Origin of the sequence: Thermosynechococcus sp. JY1331, from assembly GCF_031583475.1 — a bacterium.
Taxonomy (GTDB): Bacteria; Cyanobacteriota; Cyanobacteriia; order Thermosynechococcales; family Thermosynechococcaceae; genus Thermosynechococcus.
In genome coordinates this window covers 46,637-65,835 of record NZ_CP134180.1, presented here as the reverse complement: position 1 = coordinate 65,835, position 19,199 = coordinate 46,637, and the positions used below count along the sequence as shown (strand labels likewise).

General features: G+C 55.2%; 17 protein-coding genes and 2 tRNA genes. 10 read left to right on the top strand and 9 right to left on the bottom strand.

The window, feature by feature from the left end; translation table 11 throughout:
• Positions 1-7 precede the first annotated feature (7 nt).
• Entirely contained in the window at positions 8-4,258 is a 4,251-nt protein-coding gene (locus RHJ31_RS00325) for a response regulator (protein ID WP_302676939.1), read from the top strand.
• A complete protein-coding gene (locus tag RHJ31_RS00320; RefSeq protein ID WP_302676938.1) occupies positions 4,255-6,924 on the top strand; it encodes an RNA helicase in 2,670 nt (889 codons plus the stop codon). The genes RHJ31_RS00325 and RHJ31_RS00320 overlap by 4 nt, the downstream gene beginning before the upstream one ends.
• Positions 6,925-6,943: 19 nt before the next feature.
• Here the strand turns inward: RHJ31_RS00320 and RHJ31_RS00315 are convergent.
• Positions 6,944-7,016 (bottom strand) — tRNA-Met (locus RHJ31_RS00315).
• Positions 7,017-7,135: 119 nt separating this feature from the next.
• Between RHJ31_RS00315 and RHJ31_RS00310 the strand changes: the two genes are divergently transcribed.
• From RHJ31_RS00310 to RHJ31_RS00295, 4 genes are read left to right on the top strand one after another with little or no spacing between them, the layout of a single operon-like run.
• Positions 7,136-7,510 carry a DUF4346 domain-containing protein gene (locus tag RHJ31_RS00310; protein ID WP_149817099.1) on the top strand — a complete coding sequence of 125 codons (375 nt, stop codon included), beginning with the start codon at positions 7,136-7,138 and terminating at the stop codon, positions 7,508-7,510.
• 37 nt (positions 7,511-7,547) lie between these two features.
• Complete coding sequence (locus tag RHJ31_RS00305; RefSeq protein ID WP_225901605.1) at positions 7,548-8,000, top strand: diheme cytochrome c; 453 nt, start codon at positions 7,548-7,550, stop codon at positions 7,998-8,000.
• A gap of 33 nt (positions 8,001-8,033) precedes the next feature.
• Entirely contained in the window at positions 8,034-8,822 is a 789-nt protein-coding gene (locus tag RHJ31_RS00300) for a TIGR03943 family putative permease subunit (protein ID WP_302676937.1), read from the top strand.
• 4 nt (positions 8,823-8,826) lie between these two features.
• Entirely contained in the window at positions 8,827-9,525 is a 699-nt protein-coding gene (locus RHJ31_RS00295) for an OB-fold-containig protein (RefSeq protein WP_302676936.1), read from the top strand.
• An 11-nt stretch (positions 9,526-9,536) separates the two neighbouring features.
• Here RHJ31_RS00295 and RHJ31_RS00290 read toward each other — a convergent pair.
• Positions 9,537-9,609, bottom strand: a tRNA-Val gene (locus tag RHJ31_RS00290).
• Positions 9,610-9,869: 260 nt separating this feature from the next.
• Here RHJ31_RS00290 and RHJ31_RS00285 point away from each other — a divergent pair.
• Entirely contained in the window at positions 9,870-10,418 is a 549-nt protein-coding gene (locus tag RHJ31_RS00285; protein ID WP_302676935.1) for a thioredoxin family protein, read from the top strand.
• Positions 10,419-10,421: 3 nt separating this feature from the next.
• Complete coding sequence (locus RHJ31_RS00280) at positions 10,422-10,748, top strand: hypothetical protein (protein ID WP_302676934.1); 327 nt, start codon at positions 10,422-10,424, stop codon at positions 10,746-10,748.
• On the opposite strand, the gene RHJ31_RS00275 is transcribed toward RHJ31_RS00280, so the two are convergent.
• Both RHJ31_RS00275 and aroF read right to left on the bottom strand, forming a co-directional pair.
• Complete coding sequence (locus tag RHJ31_RS00275) at positions 10,729-11,229, bottom strand: GNAT family N-acetyltransferase (RefSeq protein ID WP_302676933.1); 501 nt, start codon at positions 11,227-11,229, stop codon at positions 10,729-10,731. The two genes, RHJ31_RS00280 and RHJ31_RS00275, sit on opposite strands and share 20 nt — an antisense overlap.
• A 9-nt stretch (positions 11,230-11,238) precedes the next feature.
• On the bottom strand, positions 11,239-12,270 hold the full coding sequence (aroF, locus tag RHJ31_RS00270; RefSeq protein WP_302676932.1) for a 3-deoxy-7-phosphoheptulonate synthase: 1,032 nt from the start codon (positions 12,268-12,270) through the stop codon (positions 11,239-11,241).
• Between the two features lie 69 nt (positions 12,271-12,339).
• Here aroF and RHJ31_RS00265 point away from each other — a divergent pair, with 69 nt between their 5' ends.
• Positions 12,340-13,200: a peptidoglycan recognition family protein gene (locus tag RHJ31_RS00265; protein ID WP_302676931.1), complete on the top strand. Its 861-nt coding sequence runs from the start codon at positions 12,340-12,342 to the stop codon at positions 13,198-13,200.
• Here the strand turns inward: RHJ31_RS00265 and RHJ31_RS00260 are convergent.
• Positions 13,197-14,069 (bottom strand): SDR family oxidoreductase, encoded by an 873-nt coding sequence (locus RHJ31_RS00260; protein WP_302676930.1) that lies wholly within the window; start codon positions 14,067-14,069, stop codon positions 13,197-13,199. The two genes, RHJ31_RS00265 and RHJ31_RS00260, sit on opposite strands and share 4 nt — an antisense overlap.
• A gap of 149 nt (positions 14,070-14,218) precedes the next feature.
• Here RHJ31_RS00260 and RHJ31_RS00255 point away from each other — a divergent pair, with 149 nt between their 5' ends.
• Complete coding sequence (locus tag RHJ31_RS00255) at positions 14,219-15,541, top strand: metallopeptidase TldD-related protein (protein WP_310828487.1); 1,323 nt, start codon at positions 14,219-14,221, stop codon at positions 15,539-15,541.
• A 1-nt stretch (position 15,542) separates the two neighbouring features.
• On the opposite strand, the gene RHJ31_RS00250 is transcribed toward RHJ31_RS00255, so the two are convergent.
• The 4 genes from RHJ31_RS00250 to RHJ31_RS00235 form a co-directional block, all read right to left on the bottom strand.
• Entirely contained in the window at positions 15,543-16,259 is a 717-nt protein-coding gene (locus RHJ31_RS00250; RefSeq protein ID WP_302676928.1) for a heme oxygenase (biliverdin-producing), read from the bottom strand.
• Positions 16,260-16,357: 98 nt separating this feature from the next.
• A complete protein-coding gene (argH, locus tag RHJ31_RS00245; protein ID WP_302676927.1) occupies positions 16,358-17,749 on the bottom strand; it encodes an argininosuccinate lyase in 1,392 nt (463 codons plus the stop codon).
• Positions 17,750-17,764: 15 nt separating this feature from the next.
• Positions 17,765-17,962, bottom strand: coding sequence for a hypothetical protein (locus tag RHJ31_RS00240; RefSeq protein ID WP_225901602.1), 198 nt, complete (start codon positions 17,960-17,962; stop codon positions 17,765-17,767).
• Between the two features lie 27 nt (positions 17,963-17,989).
• Entirely contained in the window at positions 17,990-19,030 is a 1,041-nt protein-coding gene (locus RHJ31_RS00235) for a GGDEF domain-containing protein (RefSeq protein ID WP_302676926.1), read from the bottom strand.
• Positions 19,031-19,199: the final 169 nt, after the last annotated feature.

The following is a 19,199-nucleotide window of genomic DNA, read 5'->3' as shown; positions in this document are numbered from 1 at the left end:
GGGGGCTATGCAAAGCGATCAACAAAAGCGCATTCTTGGCTACTTCATTGAGGAGGCGCAGGAACACCTGACCACCATTGAAGACAGTTTGATGAATCTCCAGCAGGTGGTCAATGACCCCGAGGCGATGAGTGAAATGTTTCGGGCAGCCCACTCCGTCAAAGGGGGAGCAGCTATGCTCGGACTCCATAGCATTCAGCACACCGCCCACAAGCTGGAGGACTACTTCAAAATTCTGCGGGAACACCCCGTAACGGTGGATGAAACCCTAGAGCAACTCTTTTTGCAAGCCTTTGATGCGCTGCGGGAACTCCTCGATGAATTGCAAGGCCCCTTTGGTTTGACGGAGGAGACAGCAACGGCAACGCTGAATCGGGTGGAGCCAGTCTTCAATCAACTGCAAGCCCACTTGAGCCACCTGACCCAAGGAGCAGAGGTGGCGCCCCCTGTAGCTGCGCCTTCTCCCCCTGTGGCCGAACCCGTTAAGCCGCCAGTGCAACCCGTTGCTGATTCCAGCTACCGCTTAGTCTTTCAAACGGAGGTGCCCGATCGCTTGCGGGCAATGTTGCAACTCTTTAAGCAGCCCGATTCGCCCCAAGTGCGGCAAGAATTGGCGGAGGCCTGTTCTAATTTGGGTCAATTGGGGGAAACCTTTGCGCTGCCCCAGTGGGTTGAACTGCTGGCGATCGCCCAACAGGCGGTGAGTAACACAGCTCAGCCCCTCACGGCCTTGGCACCCGTGGTGATCAAGGAGATTATGGCGGCTCGCGACTTGGTGCTCAATGGTCAAGGCAGTGCGATTCGTCCCAGTGACAGTTTAGTGGCGCTTCAGCCCCCTGTGATTGAGGAAGCGCCGGCTGTTGTTCCAGAAGCGCCAGAGCCTGTGGTCTTAGAATCAGCTCCCGTCACCCTTGAGGAACCACTGCAACCCCTTGAAATGGCCTCTGAGGTTGCTCCGCTAGAGGTGAGGGTGCCTGAAGAAGAGATTTCCGAGCCAATGAGCAGCGGTGGCGATGGTGTCACTGTTTTTGGTGAGGAGAGTGGGACTGATTTCCAAGAATTGAGTGACATTTTTAGTGATGCCACAGCGCTGCCGACGGCCTGGCTGGAGGACACCCTTGAGGAGGATTTGGCCAGTTTAGAGCTGGGGGATGAAGCGGCCTTTGATGAGGAGATTTCCGACTTTTTGAACATAACCGCTGCTGAGGAGTTGCCTGAGGCAGAACCCCGCCTTGATGCCATTCTCGATGAAATTGAAGAACTCTCGGGTGAGCTGGTCTCTGCGGAGGTGGAGGAAGCCTCCCTCGATGACCTCACGCCGCCAGCGATCGCCGAAAGTATGGCTGAGGCCCTTGAGGCGCCCTTGACACTTGACCGTCCTCTTGAGGAGAGTGCAGCCGCAGAACCCGCCGAACTTGGTCTGGATGCATTTCTTGAACAATTCGCCGAGGAAGCCCCCTCAGAGATGGCCGCTCTTGATGAGGCAGTTGCTTCCCTAGAAGACTTTTTGGGTGAGGTGGAAACCACTGAGGCTCCCGATCTGCTTCCCTTAGAAGAGGACTTTGAGATCCCTGCTCTCAGTGATGTTGCTGAGGATGTGGCTGAGTTCCTCGAAGAGGTGCCGGGTCTCAACGATGCCCTAGAAAACTTGGTTGTGGATAATGCGGCGGAAGAAGCCCTCGCGGAATTTATTGCTCCGCCAAGCCCTGATGATCCTTGGGCAGAAACGCTATCCGAGGCACCGGCGATCGCTGAGCCAAGTATGCCTGAAGTGACAGCGGCAAATATCGCTGAACCCGAACCCCTAGTGGAGGAGATTGTACCCGCTCCTGAGACTGCTAGCATTGCCGAGCGAGAATCCCTCATGGAAGCCTCCTTCACCTCTCCTGAAGCTGCAGGCATGACGGAACCCGAAGCGGTGGTGGAGGAATCCATTCCCTCCCCTGAAGCTGCCAGCATGGCTGAACTGGAGGCACTGATGAATGATGCCACTGTGTCTGCCACCCCCGAAAGCGTCCTAGAGGAATTGGAGGGGTTGATTGAGCAAAGTGCAACGAGTACAACCCCAGCTGAGGCTGCCACGTTCAACGAATTGGATCAGCTTTTAGAGACGGTGGCGCCACCGGCCTTTGAGGATCTCGAGCAACTCTTGGGTCAAGCCACCCCTACGGCACCCACCCCACCGCCGGCCACAACAACCCCCTCGACTGCGGATGATAGTTTTGCCGATTTAGAGAAATTAATTCCCCAACCCGCAGGGAGTAGTGCGAAGGCGGCCACTCCTCGCCGAGCCGGGGCAGGGCCAAAAGGTAGCGCCTTGGTGGAGCAAACCATGCGGGTACCCGTACGCCACCTCGATACCTTGAGTAACCTCGTTGGGGAGTTGGTGGTCAACCGCAATAGCCTCGAAGACACCCAAGAACGCCTGCGGCAGTTTCTTGATAACTTGCTCTACCAAGTCCAACAACTTGGGGATGTCAGCCAACAAATGCAAGACCTCTACGAGCGATCGCTCCTTGAGAGTTCACTGTTGGGCGTAACGACAGCACGGGCAGCCAATGGCCAAGGGGAACGGGGAACCCACGCCACAGGGGTCGAGTTTGATGCCTTGGAAATGGATCGCTTTACCGGTTTCCACACCCTCTCTCAGGAGGTGATTGAGCGGATCGTGCGGGTGCGGGAGGCAGCGGATGACATCCAGTACGTGATTGATGAAGTGGAGCAGGTGGCACGGCAGTTTCGTCAAGTCACTACCCAAGTTCAAGAGGGGTTGAGCCGCTCACGAATGGTGCCCTTCCGTGAAATGTCTGTCCGCTTGCCGGGCGCCGTGCGTCGCGTTGCCAGTACCATTGGCAAACAGGTGGAACTGAAGATTGAAGGGGAAGATACCCTCATTGACAAGGGCATCCTCGAAAAGCTCTTTGACCCGATGACCCACCTGATCAATAACGCCGTCTATCACGGTATTGAACCCCCCGAAGAGCGGCGGCGATTGGGCAAACCTGAAAAAGGCCTGATTCGCGTGCGAGCCTTCTATCAAGGCAGTCAAGCGATTATCTCCGTCAGTGACGATGGGGCGGGGATTGACCCAGAACGGGTAAAACGCAAGGCAATCGAGAAGGGTCTCCTGAAGGAGGCGGATGCCCCCAACCTGTCGCGCCAAGAGGTCTATGCCTTCCTCTTTCAGTCGGGATTTAGCACCAAAGATCAAGCCGATGCCCTTGCCGGTCGCGGTGTGGGGATGGATGTGGTGCGCAAAAATCTGGAGGACATTCGCGGCACGATTAACATTGACTCTACGGTGGGCAAAGGCACCACCTTTACGATCCGCTTGCCGCTGACGCTGAGCATTACCAAAGCCCTCTGCTGCATTGATAACCACTGCCGCATTGCTTTCCCCATTGACGGTGTGGAGGATATGCTGGATATTCCCCAAGAGCGCATCCAAACCCTAGAAGATGGTCAACGTGTCCTCTCGTGGCACGATCGCCTGCTGCCAGTGCGTAAACTTGGGGACTTGCTCAAGTACAGCCGCAATATTAGCCGCAGCAATGTCTATGGCGGGAGCAGCCAAGACGATGGCATGGTCTCAATTGTTGTGCTGCGCAGCGGCGATGATCTCGTGGCCATGGAGGTGGATCAGGTCATCGGCGAACAGGAAATCGTGATTAAGCAGTTGTCTGGACCGGTGCCGAAGCCGGTGGGGGTAGCGGGAGTCACAGTTCAAGGGGATGGTCGCGCGATGGCGATCGCCGACGTGCTGGAAATTATTGACCTGTCCCTAGGACGCATGGATCGCGACTGGCGTGGCTTTGGTCACACCATGGATGTTGCGGAACCCGAGGAAGCCTCCGAACCCTTGGTGCTGATTATCGACGACTCGATTACAGTGCGGGAGTTGCTCTCAATGACCTTTACGCGGGCAGGCTACCGCGTTGAGCAGGCACGGGATGGTCAAGATGCGTGGGAAAAACTGCGCTCTGGCTTGCCCTGTGACTTAGTCTTTTGTGACATTGAGATGCCACGCATGGATGGCTTGGAGTTGCTCTCGCGGATTCAAAAAGATCCCAAACTCAACCATCTGCCGATCGCCATGCTGACCTCACGGGGCGCCGATCGCCACCGCAAGATGGCCGCACAACTGGGGGCACGGGGCTACTTTACCAAGCCCTATCTCGAGGAGCAATTACTGGATGCGGCGGCACGGCTCCTCAGGGGTGAAGTTCTGGTGCAGCAGGAGCCGACACCTACCCCATGAGTGAGCGATCGCCGGCCCTAGCAGACTTCCTTGCCCAACTCCCCTTTGAACTGGATGCCTTTCAAGAAGCGGCGATCGCTGCCCTTGATGCCGGTCGCTCTGTGGTGGTCTGTGCTCCTACGGGGTCAGGTAAAACCCTCATTGGTGAGTATGCGATTCACCGTGCCCTGACGCGGCAGCAGCGGGTTTTTTACACCACCCCCCTCAAGGCACTCTCAAACCAGAAGTGGCGTGACTTTCAGCAGCAGTTTGGTGCAGAGCAGGTCGGCCTCTTGACCGGGGATGTCTCGATTAACCGCGATGCCCCGATTCTGGTGATGACGACGGAAATTTTCCGCAATATGCTCTACGGCACCCCCATTGGCGAAGTGGGTACCTCCCTTGCGGGGGTTGAAGTGGTGGTGCTCGATGAATGCCACTATATGAACGATCGCCAGCGGGGCACCGTTTGGGAAGAATCGATCATCTACTGCCCCAAGGAAATTCAACTAGTCGCCCTCTCCGCCACGATCGCCAACGGCGAGCAACTCACCGACTGGATTCAATCCGTCCATGGGGATGCTGAACTGATCTACTCCGACTGGCGGCCGATACCGCTGCACTTTTACTTTTGCAACGGCAAGGGACTCTTCCCCCTCTTGGACGGCCAACGCAAACGCCTCAACCCGAAGCTCCACGGCCAGCCCGAACTGCGGCGACGCGGCGGCAAGCGGGACTTTTTGAGCATCCGCTACGTGGTCAGCCAACTGCAACAGCGGGAGATGCTGCCGGCCATTTACTTTATCTTTAGTCGGCGCGGCTGTGACCAAGCGGTTCAAGAGGTCCTGGGCATGAATCTCCTCACCAAGGCAGAACAGCAAGCACTAGCGGAGCGGGTCGAGGCCTTTTTGGCACAACATCAGGACATTGTTGCCCCGGAAATGATTGCCCCCCTCTACCAAGGGATTGCCGCTCACCATGCCGGGGTGCTACCCGTGGTGAAAACCCTTGTGGAAACCCTCTTTCAAGAAGGCCTGATCAAACTCGTCTTTGCCACGGAAACGCTGGCCGCAGGGATCAATATGCCCGCGCGCACCACCGTCATTTCCACCCTTTCGAAGCGCACCGACAGCGGTCATCGCCTCCTGACAGCCTCGGAGTTTTTGCAAATGGCAGGGCGAGCCGGCCGCCGCGGTATGGATACCGTGGGTCATGTGGTGACGCTGCAAACCCCCTTTGAGGGCGCCCATGAAGCGGCATTTTTGGCCACCGCCGCCCCCGATCCCCTAATCAGTCAATTTACCCCCAGCTATGGCATGGTCTTGAACCTACTGCAACGCCACACCCTCGAAGAAGCGCGGGAATTGGTGGAGCGCAGTTTTGGTCAATACTTGGCCACATTGCAACTCACGCCCCAACGGCAGGCGATCGCCCAACTGGAAACGGAATTGCAAACCGTGCAACAACGCCTCACAGGCATTGATCGGCAGCAACTAGCGCAGTATCAAAAGCTGCGGGAACGGCTACGACAGGATCAACGCCTCCTGAAAATCCTCGAACAGCAGGCGGAGCAGGAACGTGCCCAAGAACTCCTCCCCTTTATGATGGCGGTGCCGCCGGGGACATGGCTCCATATCAAATCCCCCCTGCGAGACCATCCCCCCTTAGCCGCCGTCCTCTGTCAACCCGTTGCTGGTTCCGGGCAGTTGCCCCACTGGCTGTGCCTTGCGGCTGATGGTCGCTTTCGGGTCGTTGGCATTGATGACATTTTGGCTGTCTATCCCGATCGCCCCCCCTGTAGCAATCTCCCCCCGCCCCCAGAGGCAATGAAACTGCGCCTAGGGGAAAGTTATCCCTGCAATGAGGCGAATCACTACCTCGGTACCCTCCCGGATCTGCCACCTGTCTTAGCCGCGCCGGAAGTGGCGGCCCAAGCCGCTAAAATCGCTGACCTTGAGGCCAAACTCATGCAACTCCAAGCCAGTCTGCCGCAAAATGTCCATTCGCTGCTACGCTTAGTTCGTCGCGAAGAACGGCTACAAACGGAACTGCGCGATCGCCAGCACAAGCTCCAGCAACAGTCCCAACGCCACTGGGAGCAATTTCTTGCCCTCATTGCTGCCCTGCAGGACTTTGGTGGCCTCAACGACCTAACCCCCACCCCCCTTGGGGAAATGGCCGCTGCTCTGCGCGGCGAAAATGAACTGTGGTTGGCTCTGGCCTTGGCCTCTGGCGAACTCGATGACTTGCCCCCCCACCTCTTGGCGGCAGCGATCGCAGCTCTAGTGACTGAAACGCCCCGTTCCGACAGTTGGTGCAACTACCCCATTCCCAGTGAAGTGGAAGAACGCCTTGCCGCCCTTAGTCCGATTCGCCGCCGACTGTTTCAGGTGCAGCGTCGCCATCACATCATCTTTCCCCTCTGGTACGAGTGGGATCTCATTGGCTTGGTAGAGCAGTGGGCCTTGGGCACGCCGTGGAATGAATTGTGCACTGAAACCAATCTCGATGCCGGCGATATTGTGCGGTTGCTGCGGCGCACCCTCGATTTTCTTTCCCAGATTCCCCATGCGCCCCACACCAGTCCCCAACTCCGCCAAAGCGCCCAGCAGGCACGCTACCTCCTCGATCGCTTCCCCGTGAATGACCTGCTAGAAGGAGTCGAGCTAGAGGCAGCAACCGTATAGTTTGAATCGTCATAAGAAGTGGCTCAGGCGGGATTTGAACCTGCGACCTTGGGCTTATGAGTCCCCTGCTCTAACCACTGAGCTACTGAGCCGAAATTTTTGCGTAATTTTCATTATAACGCGAATGTCCCAAAACTCAAGGCTCGGCTCGCAGATTCCAGTCGAGTTCGCCGTACAATAAAGAGTGAATCCATTAGAGGAAAGATAGGCGTTGAGCAAAGCAGAACGCACGGCGCTTGACAACAAGCTATCGCAGCGATTTATTCATCTCGATCCGGCAGGGTATTTCATTATCTACATTGACCCTGCGCAAGAACTGATCTGGATGAAACACTATCCCAATGACATCAATGAGAAGGGCTTAGCGGTGGATCCCGATACGGGAGAACCCATTCCCACCAAAGGGAAAGTAACGCGGGAACCCGATCTAGTACTCAGCGGTCGAACAGCCAAGGAGTTGTGTATTGAACTCTTTGAAAAGGATCGCCAACTGGTGACGATGTTTGACCATGCGGCCTATCTCGGTCGTGAATTGATGCGGGCACAGTTTTGTTTGGATGAAGGGCTTGAGTATATCCAAGATTAGACAACACTGGCGCTGGGGGGTAGGGGTAGTTCTTTTGATGCTCTGTGCCCTAGTGGGTACAGCCTTAGCAGCGATCGCCACCCCCGACTGGAGCGGTACCGTCGATGTTTTGCCCTTGAATGCCCAGTTGGGAGCGCAAATCTATCTGCGGCGCTGTGGCAGTTGTCACCTCGCAGTCCCCCCGGAAACATTGCCCACTCCGGCATGGCAGGTACTGATTCAAGATACCAATCACTACGGCGCAACCCTCGAACCCATTCCCCGCCCAGAGCTGGTTCCCCTGTGGAACTATTTGCGCACCTATTCGCGACCCCTGCCCAACGATGCCCAAATTCCCTTTCGCGTCGGGCGATCGCCCTTCTTTCGCATCCTCCATCCCCGTGTTGCGGTACCGCAGCCCGTCACCCTCGATGGTTGTGCCCAATGTCATCCCAAGGCCACCCTCTTTAACTTTCGTGAGCTAAGTCCGCAGTGGCAGGATTCCCCCTAGAATGTTTAGGGATGGCGAATTTTCCACCGCCCGATGTTTTCTAGCTCCTCCAATCGCTATTCTCCGCGTGTCCAACGCATGATGATGCGCCGTCGCTGGCTACAGCAAGAGTGGTGGACGGTTGGGGCACTTCTCCTCTGGGGAATGTTGTTTCTTCGATATTGGTTGCAGGGGCGACTGGGGTTACTGATTCACCCCAACTACTTTGGACTGGCGATCGCCGCTGGGTTTCTTTTAGTTGCTGTGAGTGGTTGGCAAGGGTGGCGGTTATGGCGGGGGCGAGTGACACCTGTGCGGCATGTTGCCCTCTTACCGGCTCGTTGGACGCTCAGTATTCTGATTTTCGCGGCAGTCGTGGGTTTGGTGATTACGCCCCGTCCTTTCAATAGTGCCACGGCCATTCATCGCGGTCTCGAGGATGGCTTGACAGTGACCCGCAATAGTCCAGTGGCCTTTCGCCTCAATCAACGGCCTGAGGAGCGGACGCTCATTGACTGGATTCGCACCCTTGATGTCTATCCCGAACCCGATGCCTATAGGGGGTTGCCCGCTCGCATTGAGGGATTTGCGGTTCATAGTCCCCAACTGCCAGAGACTTATCTCACGCTCACCCGTTTTGTCATTACCTGTTGTGCAGCGGATGCCTATCCTGTGGGACTGCCCGTGAAATTGGGGCGATCGCGCCAAGCCTATCCCCAAGATCAGTGGTTTCGCGTTGAAGGTCGGATGACCACAGAAACCCTCAACGACCGCCGCCAATTGGTATTGGTTGCTGAGACGATAACGCCGATTCCTGAGCCTGAAAATCCCTTTATGTACTAAGGCAATGCTATTTCACTTGATTCACACTCCCTACTGGATTGTCTTGGGCATGGGGATCTTGCTCTTTTTGACGGTGATCTTTGGCGATGTGGGCGCTGAAGAGGTCGAGCTAGAGGGAGATGCCGATCCCTTGGAAGTGGAGGTCGATCTAGAGGAGGGCATCTCATTTCTGACAATTTTGCATTGGTTGGGGGTGGGGAGAGCGCCCCTCATTCTCTTGCTCGCCTTAGACTTTAGCCTTTTGGGCGTGCTGGGCTGGTTTTTTAATGTTCTCTTTTACACCCTGAGTGGCAGTTGGCCGAGGGTGGTGTGGTCTGGGGTGATTGCGATCGCGGCACTGCTGTTGGCGCTAACAATTGGGGGGCTGTGTTCACGGCCTTTGGGGCAAATTTTTGCGCAGTTTAGTGAAGATACCAGTCGCGATCGCCTGCTGGGGTGCAGTGGCCACGTCAGTTCTGCCCATATTCCCCGCAGTGGTACTGGTATTGGCCAAGTGAGTGTTTTGGATGCCAATCGCAATCGGCTGATTCTGCCGGCAGTGCTCCCCCCTTGGGCAACGGTCACCCCCCAGCATGGTCAGGAGATTTTAATTATCGATCGCCAAGAGAATGAGTACATCGTCGTGGCCAAAGACAGCTTGGATGAAGCCACATGGTTACGCCAGCAGCGGCAATCTCAGATTAAAGATAGCGAAGAGTCTTAGGGAATCCTTGATGGGCGGTGAGGGACTCGAACCCCCGACAGCCTCGGTGTAAACGAGATACTCTACCAACTGAGTTAACCGCCCAAGTTCCAGAATATCTATCATAGCAAAGGTATAGCCTGTTTCTAAAAAACGGTACACAAAGCGGATAGGAGCTTGTTCTATGACTCTGTGAACGGGGAATCTCCTGCTATACGCCTAGCGTTAGCGGGATGAGTGTCAAAGAAGTTTGACCCTTTCAAGGCCGTTCAATCCCTGTGAAAAGCGCTGTACGTCAACATGGGGCAACTCTTGGGAAGAAAATCCGCTAGGATCAACGTGTTAAGACGTGCAAGGAATGCCCTATGGGAGCAGCAACGGCAGCCAGTGGTCAACGGTTACGGAATTTTGTGATTGCTGTTGTCGCCATTCTCATTAGTCTTGCCCTATTGGCGGGTCTGCGCAGTAGCAATCAACCCCTCACCCTCGCCGAGCAAGCCCGCCAAGCCACCCCTTGGGAGGAGGCTCAAGTCAATGGCAAGCCGACACTTTTGGAGTTTTACGCCAACTGGTGTAGCACCTGTCGCGCCATGGCCAAGGATTTGGCGGAATTAAAGGCGCAATATCGCGATCGCCTGAACTTCGTCATGCTGAATGTGGACAACACCAAGTGGCTACCGGAAATTGAGCAATTTAATGTGGATGGCATTCCCCATTTTGTCTTTCTGAATCGGCAATTGGAACCCCAAGCAGTGGCGATCGGCCTGCAACCCAAGGAAGTGATGGCCAAAAATCTTGAAGCCCTCAGCAATAACCTCCCCTTGCCCTACGGTCAACTGACGGGTGAAATGTCCCAACTCACGAGTCCCCTCGCCCGCCAACGCAGTGATGATCCCCGCAGTCATGGGGGCTAGGTTGTGGAACCCCAAGATGAGGTGCGTCAGGTTTATGAAGAGACGCAAACACGGATGGCAGAGCTTTACCGTGAGTACGAGCAGATCAAAGCCACCCAAGCACGGTTGAAAGGAGGTAATCAGGCTGCCCTAGATCAAGAGCGCGATCGCCTCGTCCAAGAGCTGCGGCAACTAGAGGCGGAGTTTGGCCTGACCCTCCTGTTCCATTTAGGGGAAGCAGCGCGGGAATGCTGGCAGGACATTCTGGCTCAAGAAAACTTTTGGCACTTTGTCCGCTTTGCTGGTTTGGGATTTGTCCTTGGCCTCCTCGTTAAGAGCCTGACGGGTTAGTCAACTGCCCAAGGTTTAAGGCCGTTTGCCAGAGTCCGGGCCGCGAATTGGGAATCGGCATGGCACCAACGGTCTTTGCATAAAAGTCCTCTGAGGAAACCCAGCCAATCACGGCATAGGCATAGCCCGCTGCCTGCATCTGAGCCAAGGTTAACTGCAACAGCAGGCGACCAATCCCCCGCCCGCGATAGGGTTCGGCCACAGCCATTGGCCCAAACAGTCCCAGGGCGGCTGCATCGTAGCAGGCAAAGCCTAGAAGTTCGCCATTTTCAACGGCAATCAGTCCCCGTGGCGGACGCTGACTCAAGGCAAGAGCCACTTCACTGCGCCAACCGGCACTAAAGCGATCGCCCACCCACTGGACAATGCCATCCACTTCTGACCCCAAAGGCTGGCGGTAGTGAATCCCCTGCTGCTGATGCGCCATGACGGCGGGCCAATCCACCGCTAGCTCGTAGAGCTTGACCAGCATATCGGTCATCTCGGCAGCCTATCGACTGAGACTCACAAGGGGACGTTGCAAGGCCTGCATCAACTCATCAAACTGATCCGGCGTGAGGGATTGGGCACCATCGGAGAGGGCTTTTGCTGGGTTGGGGTGCACTTCAATCATCAGGGCATCGGCACCTGCGGCCACGGCGGCTTTGGCCATGGCAGGTACAAATTCTGCCCAGCCGGTGCCATGACTGGGGTCAATCATAATCGGCAGATGGGTGAGCTTGCGCAGCACCGGAATCGCTGCTAAATCCAAGGTATTGCGGGTATATTCACGGTCAAAGGTGCGAATGCCCCGTTCACAGAGAATCACATTGGGGTTCCCTGCCGCCAAAATGTACTCAGCAGCCATCAGCCATTCCTCGATGGTGGCAGACATCCCCCGTTTCAAAAGCACGGGTTTGGGTTGGGCACCCACCCGCTTGAGAAGCGAAAAGTTTTGCATGTTACGGGCACCAATTTGCAGCACATCGGCCACTTCAGCAATTTTGTCTAGATCCGCTGCGTCCATGACTTCGGTAATGATGCCCAAGCCCGTTTTTTCTTTTGCTGCTGCCAACAGATCAAGGGCACTTTCACCATGGCCTTGGAAGGCATAGGGGGAGGTACGGGGTTTATAGGCGCCACCGCGGAGAAACTTGGCACCCGCCGCTTTCACCCGCTGCGCCGTTTCAAGGATCATCGCTTCATTTTCAACGGAGCAAGGTCCTGCCACCACCACCACATCATGACCTTCGCCGAAAATAACTTCGCCGTTGGGCGTTGGCACCACCACTTCACTGGGTTCACCGTGGCGATACTCGCGGCTGGCTCGCTTGAAGGGCTGCTCAACCCGCAGCACATGCTCAATCCAAGGGCTAATTTCCTGAATCCGCAGGGGATCGAGTTCCGCAGTTTCGCCGACAAGGCCGATAACTACCTTGTGCTTGCCCACAATTTTTTCGGGGGTGAGTCCCCAAGTGCGCATCTCAGCGCTGACCCGCTCAATTTCTTCACTGGGGGTGCCACTTTTTAGAACAATAATCATCCGCTTGCTGATCCCAAATTTTCGGCTTAGGGTTTGATTGTATTGTGCCAAATTGGTTCGTTTGTGCCTATGCTGCGTCCTTCCCAAGGCGGGCGGTTTCTCATTTCCTTGGCGATCGCCACCGTGGTGGTGTTGTCCCTCTGGAGCGCCATCATCGGATCAATGCCCGCTAGCGATCCCCCCCTAGATCTCAGCCAAGCGCTGTCCATTGATGACCCCCAGTTTGATCGGCCACCTGAACCGCCTCAACCCCCGCCACAGGATAGCCGTTTGCCCCTGCAACGCAGTGATGGCGCTGAGTATGAACGGCTCTTTGCCCAAGTGCGCCAAGCCCACCAACAGTGTCCAGTCGCCCCCCCTTGGTACCGTGTGCCGGCCCACCCCACAAATTTTGGCGATCGCTACCGTACCGATATGCGGGGTCAAGTGGTGACCTACCCGCCCCTGATTGTTCTCCATGAAACCGTGGCCTCTGCCCAAGCCACCCTCAACTTTTTCCAAACACCGCATCCCCGCGATGAAGATCAAGCCAGCTACCATGAATTGATCACCCTCAGGGGTTGGCTGCTGCACTTAGTGCCTTGGTCCAAGCGTGCCTATGGTGCGGGCAACTCTGTCTTTGGCAGGGAAACGGTGCAGACCAACCCCCGCCTTGCCCCTTCGGTGAACAATTTTGCCCTCCACTTTTCCCTAGAAACCCCTCCTGAAGGTCGCCATAATGGTTCTACCCATGCGGGCTATACCGATGCTCAGTACCGTACCTTGGCATGGCTGGTGGCGCAAACGGGCATTGATCTCCAACGGGTAACCACCCATGCGGCGGTGGATCGCTCTGGGGAGCGCATGGATCCGCGTAGTTTTGACTGGGCCACGTTTAATCGCTATTGGCAGGCCTATCGCGATCGCCCCTGTGGGGATATTCGCGGCTAGAAGTAGCGATCCAAGAATGTCTCTAAGGACTCAAAGGAGAGTTGAAAATAGGTTTGGGCACGTTCAATTTCACTGGCAGGGCAGAGACTTTCATAGGCCAATAGGGTTCGCAGCGTTCCTAGGCTGGCCTCAAGATCCCGATTCATCACTCCCAAAAACTGACGAGCGCCGTCAATCACGGCTAGGGGAACCGTCATGACAAAGGGGCGTTTATTGAAAAAGCGACCAAGGCGATCGGCAATCTCTTGGCGGGTTAAGACCTCTGGATGTGCCAAGCTAAAAATGGCCGGTTGGCTGGCTTGACTAGCCACGAGAATACAGCGGGCTAAATCCTCGGGACTGAGCAGTTGCAGGCGGTGCTGGGGATCTCCAAGGACAATGTAAACCCCCGTCTGCTGAAAGCGCTCCGCAAGGGGCAGCAAACTAGACATAAGGGTGGGGCAGCGGAAAATGGCATAGTTGAGGCCACTGCTGATGAGCACCTGCTCGACTTCGTACTTGGCCTTGAGAAAGGGGGACTGCTGGCGATCGCCCGTCACCGCCAAAGGAGAAATCAAGGTTATATGGCGTACCCCCTGTTCCTGAGCCGCCTGAATCACATCCAACGTAGCACGGTAATCAATGGCCTGAATGGCACGGCTGAGTAACTGACTACCATGGCAGCAAATCACCGCCTCCACGCCCGCCATGGCAGCCTGAATATCGCGGGGCTGTTGCAGATCGCCAATGAAAATCTCGGCACCCCATTCCTTGAGGAGATCGTATTGGCTCGTCAGGCGCACAAAGGCTCGTACCGGCAGCCCCAACGTGATACAGCGGCGCACCACCCGCAAACCCAATTGTCCTGTGGCACCCGTGACCAAGTACATGCAGCGGAACTATTAAGGGATTCTTGTCTCAGCGTGCCCTAGGCAGAGCCACAATGCAAGACGCTTGAAGAATATGCAGGGGGGGAATGCGCTAACCTAAGGAATACCAAGGAATACCTTTGAGAATCTTCACAAAAACTCTGCGCCGCATGACCCTTGACTTTTCTGCTGCTCAGCACCTGAGCCATGAGCTGTTTGCTGCCCTGAAACCGACAGAGGCGCTTTTCGTTGAAATTGCCAGTGAATCCAGCCAGTTTATTCGCTTCAATCGGGCGCGGGTGCGGCAAATTGGCACCGTAGAAGATACGGTGGTGACCCTGCGGTTGCAATCGCAGCAACGGACGGCAAGCACCTCGTTTCCCTATACGGGAACGACGGATCTAGCGGCTGCCCTAGAGCAGTTGGCCGCATTGCGTTCAGAAACGGTGCAACTCCCTGTGGATCCCTACCTCGTGCCACCAACGGATACCGGTTCGATTCAGGATACCTACCTTGGCCGCTTACCTGATCCTGACTCAGTGGTAGAGACAATTCTGACACCCGTTCAAGGCCTTGATTTTGTGGGCATTTACAGTGGGGGGACGATCGCTCGTGGGAGCTTTAACTCCGCTGGGCAGGAGCACTGGTTTGCTACGGAAACGTTTTGCTTGGATTATTCTCTCTTTACAGCGGCGGGCAAGGCGGTGAAAAATAGCTATGCCAGTACCCATTGGGACACTGTCATCTATCAAGCTCAAATTGAGGGCGATCGCCAGCAGTTAGCACAATTGGAACAGCCTCCCCGTCAGTTAGCAGCGGGACGCTATCGCACCTACTTTGCCCCGGCAGCGGTGGCTGAACTGGTGGGCATGCTCTCTTGGGGAGCCGTGAGTGAAGCGGCCTATCGTCAAGGCGGCAGTGCCCTCGCCAAATTACGGGAAGGGGCAACCCTCTCTCCCCTCTTTAGTTTGCAGGAGGACTTTACCACCGGAACGGTGCCCCGCTTTAATGCCGATGGCGATATTGCGCCCCCTTGCTTGGCATTGATTGATCGCGGCAAATTGCAAACGTTACTCATTAGTCGGCGCACCGCTCAGGAATACCACCTTGTGGCCAATGGTGCCAACCGCCAAGAAACTCTGCGATCGCCCCTCCTCTGGCCGGGCACGCTACCAGAGCAGGAGGTGCTGGCTGCCCTCGATACGGGTCTCTATGTGGGCAATTTACACTACCTCAACTGGAGCGATCGCCCCAATGGACGAATGACCGGCATGACCCGCTACGCCTGCTTTTGGGTAGAGCAGGGCAAAATTGTTGCACCCATTACAGACCTGCGCTTTGATGACAGTCTCTATGAGTTTTGGGGAGACAACCTCGAAGCCTTGACAGACACCCCGCTTTGGATTGCCCACACCGACACCTATGAGCGCCGCTCCCTTGGAGGTATTACGGTGCCGGGGATGCTGGTCAAGGCCTTTAACTTTACCCTCTAGGCTACTCAGCAGTGGCCAATTCGGTGCTGCCGCGCTGTTTGCGACGGGTGAGGGTATTAAAGAGCAACTGGCCAATGGCTCTGATGAGGTTGCCCTCCAGTTCTTGGAAGATCTTCATATTCATCCCAAAGGCGGCATTGGCCTCATCCACAATCCGCTCCGCTGTTGCTTCATCTACGGCCAATTCATCCAAGCGTTGGCGATAGAGTTGCTTAAAGGCCTTTTCGTCACTAATGGCCTCAAAGCGATAAAACGCCGTACCTTCGCCATTTTGTAGGTTCATCGCCCGCTCAGCAATCCCCTTGAGAATTTGGCCGCCGGAAAGATCGCCAAGGTAACGGGTGTAGGAGTGCGCCACCAACAGTTCGGGGGCGGTGTTCGCCACTTCATGAATGCGGGCTACATAGGCCTGTGTGGCTGGCGAGGGCGTAATTTCTTCCCGCCAATTGGAACCAAAGTAGTAGGTCAGATCTCGCTCAAGGCTATTTTTGCGGTTCAGCTCCGGAAAGTAAATTTTGCCAACAATGGGATGGTCTTTGAGCCGCTCCATTTCCTGTTCCATGGCACTGTAAACGTGATAGAGGCTGGCAACGAGTTTGCGGTAGGAGCTTTTTTCCACGGTGCCTTTGAGGAAGCAGCGCACAAAGCCAACGTTCTCGGCCATGGTGTGGGCTTTTTTGGTGCCTTCGCGCAATTTCGTCGCTAGAGACGTCGTCATCACGAGATCCTTCTTAAAAATTTGCAACGTTTTGTTTCTAAAAGCGACCGTCAGTACAGTCTATTTTTCAGACTAAGGGTAAATGACACCATTTTTCATTAAAAATCATTAAGGCGATCGCGAGCCGCTGCGAGGGCTTGGCGCACCTGATCAAACCCTGTGCCCCCGTAGCTATTGCGGGCAGCCACCACCTGTCGCGGTGCAATGCGTTCGTAAATATCCGCTGCAAAGGCGGGGTGCAGGGCTTGCCATTCTTCAAGGGTGAGGTCTTTGAGGAATTTCCCTTCAGCAAGACAAGTTTTCACCACCTGCCCCACCAAGTTATAAGCCTCACGGAAGGGCACCCCCTTACTGGCCAAGTAATCCGCCACATCGGTGGCATTGGCAAAATCGCTCTCCACAGCCGCCGCCAAGCGTTGCGGTTGAAACACCACTCCCTCGGCCATCAAGATCGTCATTGCCTCTAGGCAGGCACGGACGGTATCCACAGCATCAAAAAGCGCCTCTTTATCCTCTTGCAAGTCTTTGTTGTAGGCCAAGGGCAGCCCCTTCATAATCACCAAGAGGGCTTGCAAATGGCCAAACACCCGTCCTGTTTTGCCCCGCACCAACTCCGGCACATCGGGATTTTTCTTTTGGGGCATGATGCTAGAACCCGTGGCACAGGTGTCGGTGAGCTTGACAAAGGCAAATTCCTCAGAGGCCCACAGAATAATCTCCTCCGAGAGCCGCGATAGATGCACCATGATCAAGCTAGCGGCACAGAGAAATTCAATGGCAAAATCGCGATCGCTGACGGCGTCGAGGCTATTACGATAGGGTTCACGAAAACCCAACAATGCTGCTGTGTAGTGGCGATCGATGGGAAACGTTGTGCCCGCCAGTGCCCCAGCTCCTAAGGGAGAGACATTCACCCGCTCACGAATTTGCCGCAGTCGCTCGCTGTCCCGCTCGGCCATTTCCACATAGGCCAGTAGATGGTGAGCCAAGCTCAGGGGTTGTGCCCGTTGCAAGTGGGTGTAACCGGGGATGAGCGTTTCCACATGGGATTCTGCTAAGTCCAAAAGAGTGCGCTGCCACTGTCGCAGTTGTCGAAGAATATGGTCAATTTCTGAGCGCAGGTAAAGGCGAATATCCGTGCCCACCTGATCGTTGCGCGATCGCGCCGTATGCAGTTTCTTACCCACATCCCCAACCAGTTCTGTGAGGCGGCGTTCGACGGCAAAGTGCACATCCTCTGCTTCAATACCGGGGGTAAACTGGCCATCCCGGTATTCTTGGCGAATTTGCTCTAGGCCTTGAATCAGCGTTTCGGCTTCCTCAGGGGAAATAATCCCCGTTTTTGCCAGCATGCGGGCATGGGCTTGGGAGCCGGTGAGGTCGTATTCAATGAGGCGAATATCAAAGCCAATACTGGCATTAAAGCGGGCGATCGCCGGATGGAGGGCTTGTTCAAAGCGCTGGCTCCAAGGCTGGGGTTGGGCGGTCACAGGCAGTTCTCAGGGCTAAAAATTCAGGAGCTTGCCAAAGATCCAGCCAATGGCCAGACCAATAATCAGTGCCCACAGTTGACCCGAATCGACAAAGTTTGCCCACGCCTTAGAAACGTCTTCCCCCAAGGTATCTTTGAATTTCTGCGCCACAATAATCTGCGGCTCAATCGTCATTTGGCTGGCAATAAAGTAGTTCGGTGCAGTATTCATAGCCATTGGCGGAAACGCAACTCAAGTTTATCCTAGCGGAGGTGGCGGCGATCGCCAACCAGTATCACAAGCCCCAAGATTAGAAGACCCATTGTGTGACCACTCCAGCAGAATACAGCGATCGCGCCCCTGTTGCTTGGCCTGATAAAGGGCGGCATCAGCAATGGCAAAAATCTCCGTTAAGGTGCCCTCACTTGCCTTGGCAGGAACAAAGCATAACCCAGCACTGACTGTTATGTAGGGATGGTGTGCCCTCTCCCCTTGGGGGATTTTCATCTCTCGGACATGATGGAGCATTCGTTCAACAATGTGTAGAGCCGTATCAGCAGAAACATGGGAGAGCACAAGGGCAAACTCCTCACCGCCGTAGCGAGCAATGATATCGTTGGAGCGCAGATGGGTCTTAAGGGTTTGAGCCACCTGTTGCAGGGCGCGATCGCCCGCTAAGTGACCACAGCAGTCGTTATAGGCCTTGAAGTCATCAATATCAATGATAGCCAGCGTCAAAGCATGGCCTTGGTCTTGAGCCTGCTGCCAGAGCTGATTCAATGCTATGTCAAAAAAGCGACGATTGCCTAACCCCGTTAAGGGATCCCGTTCCGCAAGGATCTGGAGGTGCTGTTTTTCCTGCTCTAGGGCTTGTTGGCATTGTTGCAATTCCGTCACAAGGGCAATTTGCCGAGCCAGTTCGGCCTGTAGTTGTTGCAACTGGGCAGCGAGTAACTGCTGATTGTGGCAAAAGCTAGGAACAATCCGCGTCAAAATCGCAGGTTCATCATCCAGATTGACGCCAATGCCTTCAATAACCCACTGATCCGTCTCAGGGTTGGGAATCGGAAAATGGGCAGCCAACATCTGGGCATTGCTTTGACAGAGCTTTAACCATGCCTGTACCTGCTCCGGCGATTGTTGCAGCAGCGCTGCGAGGGATTTACCAATTAAGGCTTCTGCATCCTGTTGCCAAAAGAGCGAGGCACCATCGTTGATTGCTAGAATTTCACCGCTACTGTTCACGATCGCGATCGGCTCAGGAAAGAGGCGGATATATTCAACAAGTGTGCCCCTCATTTCTAAGTGTGCCCCTCATTTCTGACATCAAATTTTTTTCAAAAGGGAAAGATAACATTTACGCCACGAAGCAGTATTTCAGGAACACACTGGCTAGGTGAAGATTGATTGCCAAAATAAAAGTTTTTTTAATTATCAGACTATACTAAAGATAGTTGCTAAGTAGAAA

What these genes read in the sequence shown, in the direction of transcription:
- RHJ31_RS00325 (WP_302676939.1), top strand. Translation starts at nt 8, where the DNA reads ATGCAAAGCGATCAACAAAAGCGCATTCTTGGCTACTTCATTGAGGAG.
- RHJ31_RS00255 (WP_310828487.1), top strand. Translation starts at nt 14,219, where the DNA reads ATGACCCTTGACTTTTCTGCTGCTCAGCACCTGAGCCATGAGCTGTTT.
- RHJ31_RS00260 (WP_302676930.1), bottom strand. Translation starts at nt 14,069, where the DNA reads ATGTACTTGGTCACGGGTGCCACAGGACAATTGGGTTTGCGGGTGGTG.
- RHJ31_RS00285 (WP_302676935.1), top strand. Translation starts at nt 9,870, where the DNA reads ATGGGAGCAGCAACGGCAGCCAGTGGTCAACGGTTACGGAATTTTGTG.
- RHJ31_RS00235 (WP_302676926.1), bottom strand. Translation starts at nt 19,030, where the DNA reads ATGAGGGGCACACTTGTTGAATATATCCGCCTCTTTCCTGAGCCGATC.
- RHJ31_RS00250 (WP_302676928.1), bottom strand. Translation starts at nt 16,259, where the DNA reads ATGACGACGTCTCTAGCGACGAAATTGCGCGAAGGCACCAAAAAAGCC.
- RHJ31_RS00240 (WP_225901602.1), bottom strand. Translation starts at nt 17,962, where the DNA reads ATGAATACTGCACCGAACTACTTTATTGCCAGCCAAATGACGATTGAG.
- RHJ31_RS00305 (WP_225901605.1), top strand. Translation starts at nt 7,548, where the DNA reads ATGCTCTGTGCCCTAGTGGGTACAGCCTTAGCAGCGATCGCCACCCCC.
- aroF (WP_302676932.1), bottom strand. Translation starts at nt 12,270, where the DNA reads ATGATTATTGTTCTAAAAAGTGGCACCCCCAGTGAAGAAATTGAGCGG.
- RHJ31_RS00275 (WP_302676933.1), bottom strand. Translation starts at nt 11,229, where the DNA reads ATGACCGATATGCTGGTCAAGCTCTACGAGCTAGCGGTGGATTGGCCC.
- RHJ31_RS00320 (WP_302676938.1), top strand. Translation starts at nt 4,255, where the DNA reads ATGAGTGAGCGATCGCCGGCCCTAGCAGACTTCCTTGCCCAACTCCCC.
- RHJ31_RS00265 (WP_302676931.1), top strand. Translation starts at nt 12,340, where the DNA reads ATGCTGCGTCCTTCCCAAGGCGGGCGGTTTCTCATTTCCTTGGCGATC.
- RHJ31_RS00295 (WP_302676936.1), top strand. Translation starts at nt 8,827, where the DNA reads ATGCTATTTCACTTGATTCACACTCCCTACTGGATTGTCTTGGGCATG.
- RHJ31_RS00300 (WP_302676937.1), top strand. Translation starts at nt 8,034, where the DNA reads ATGTTTTCTAGCTCCTCCAATCGCTATTCTCCGCGTGTCCAACGCATG.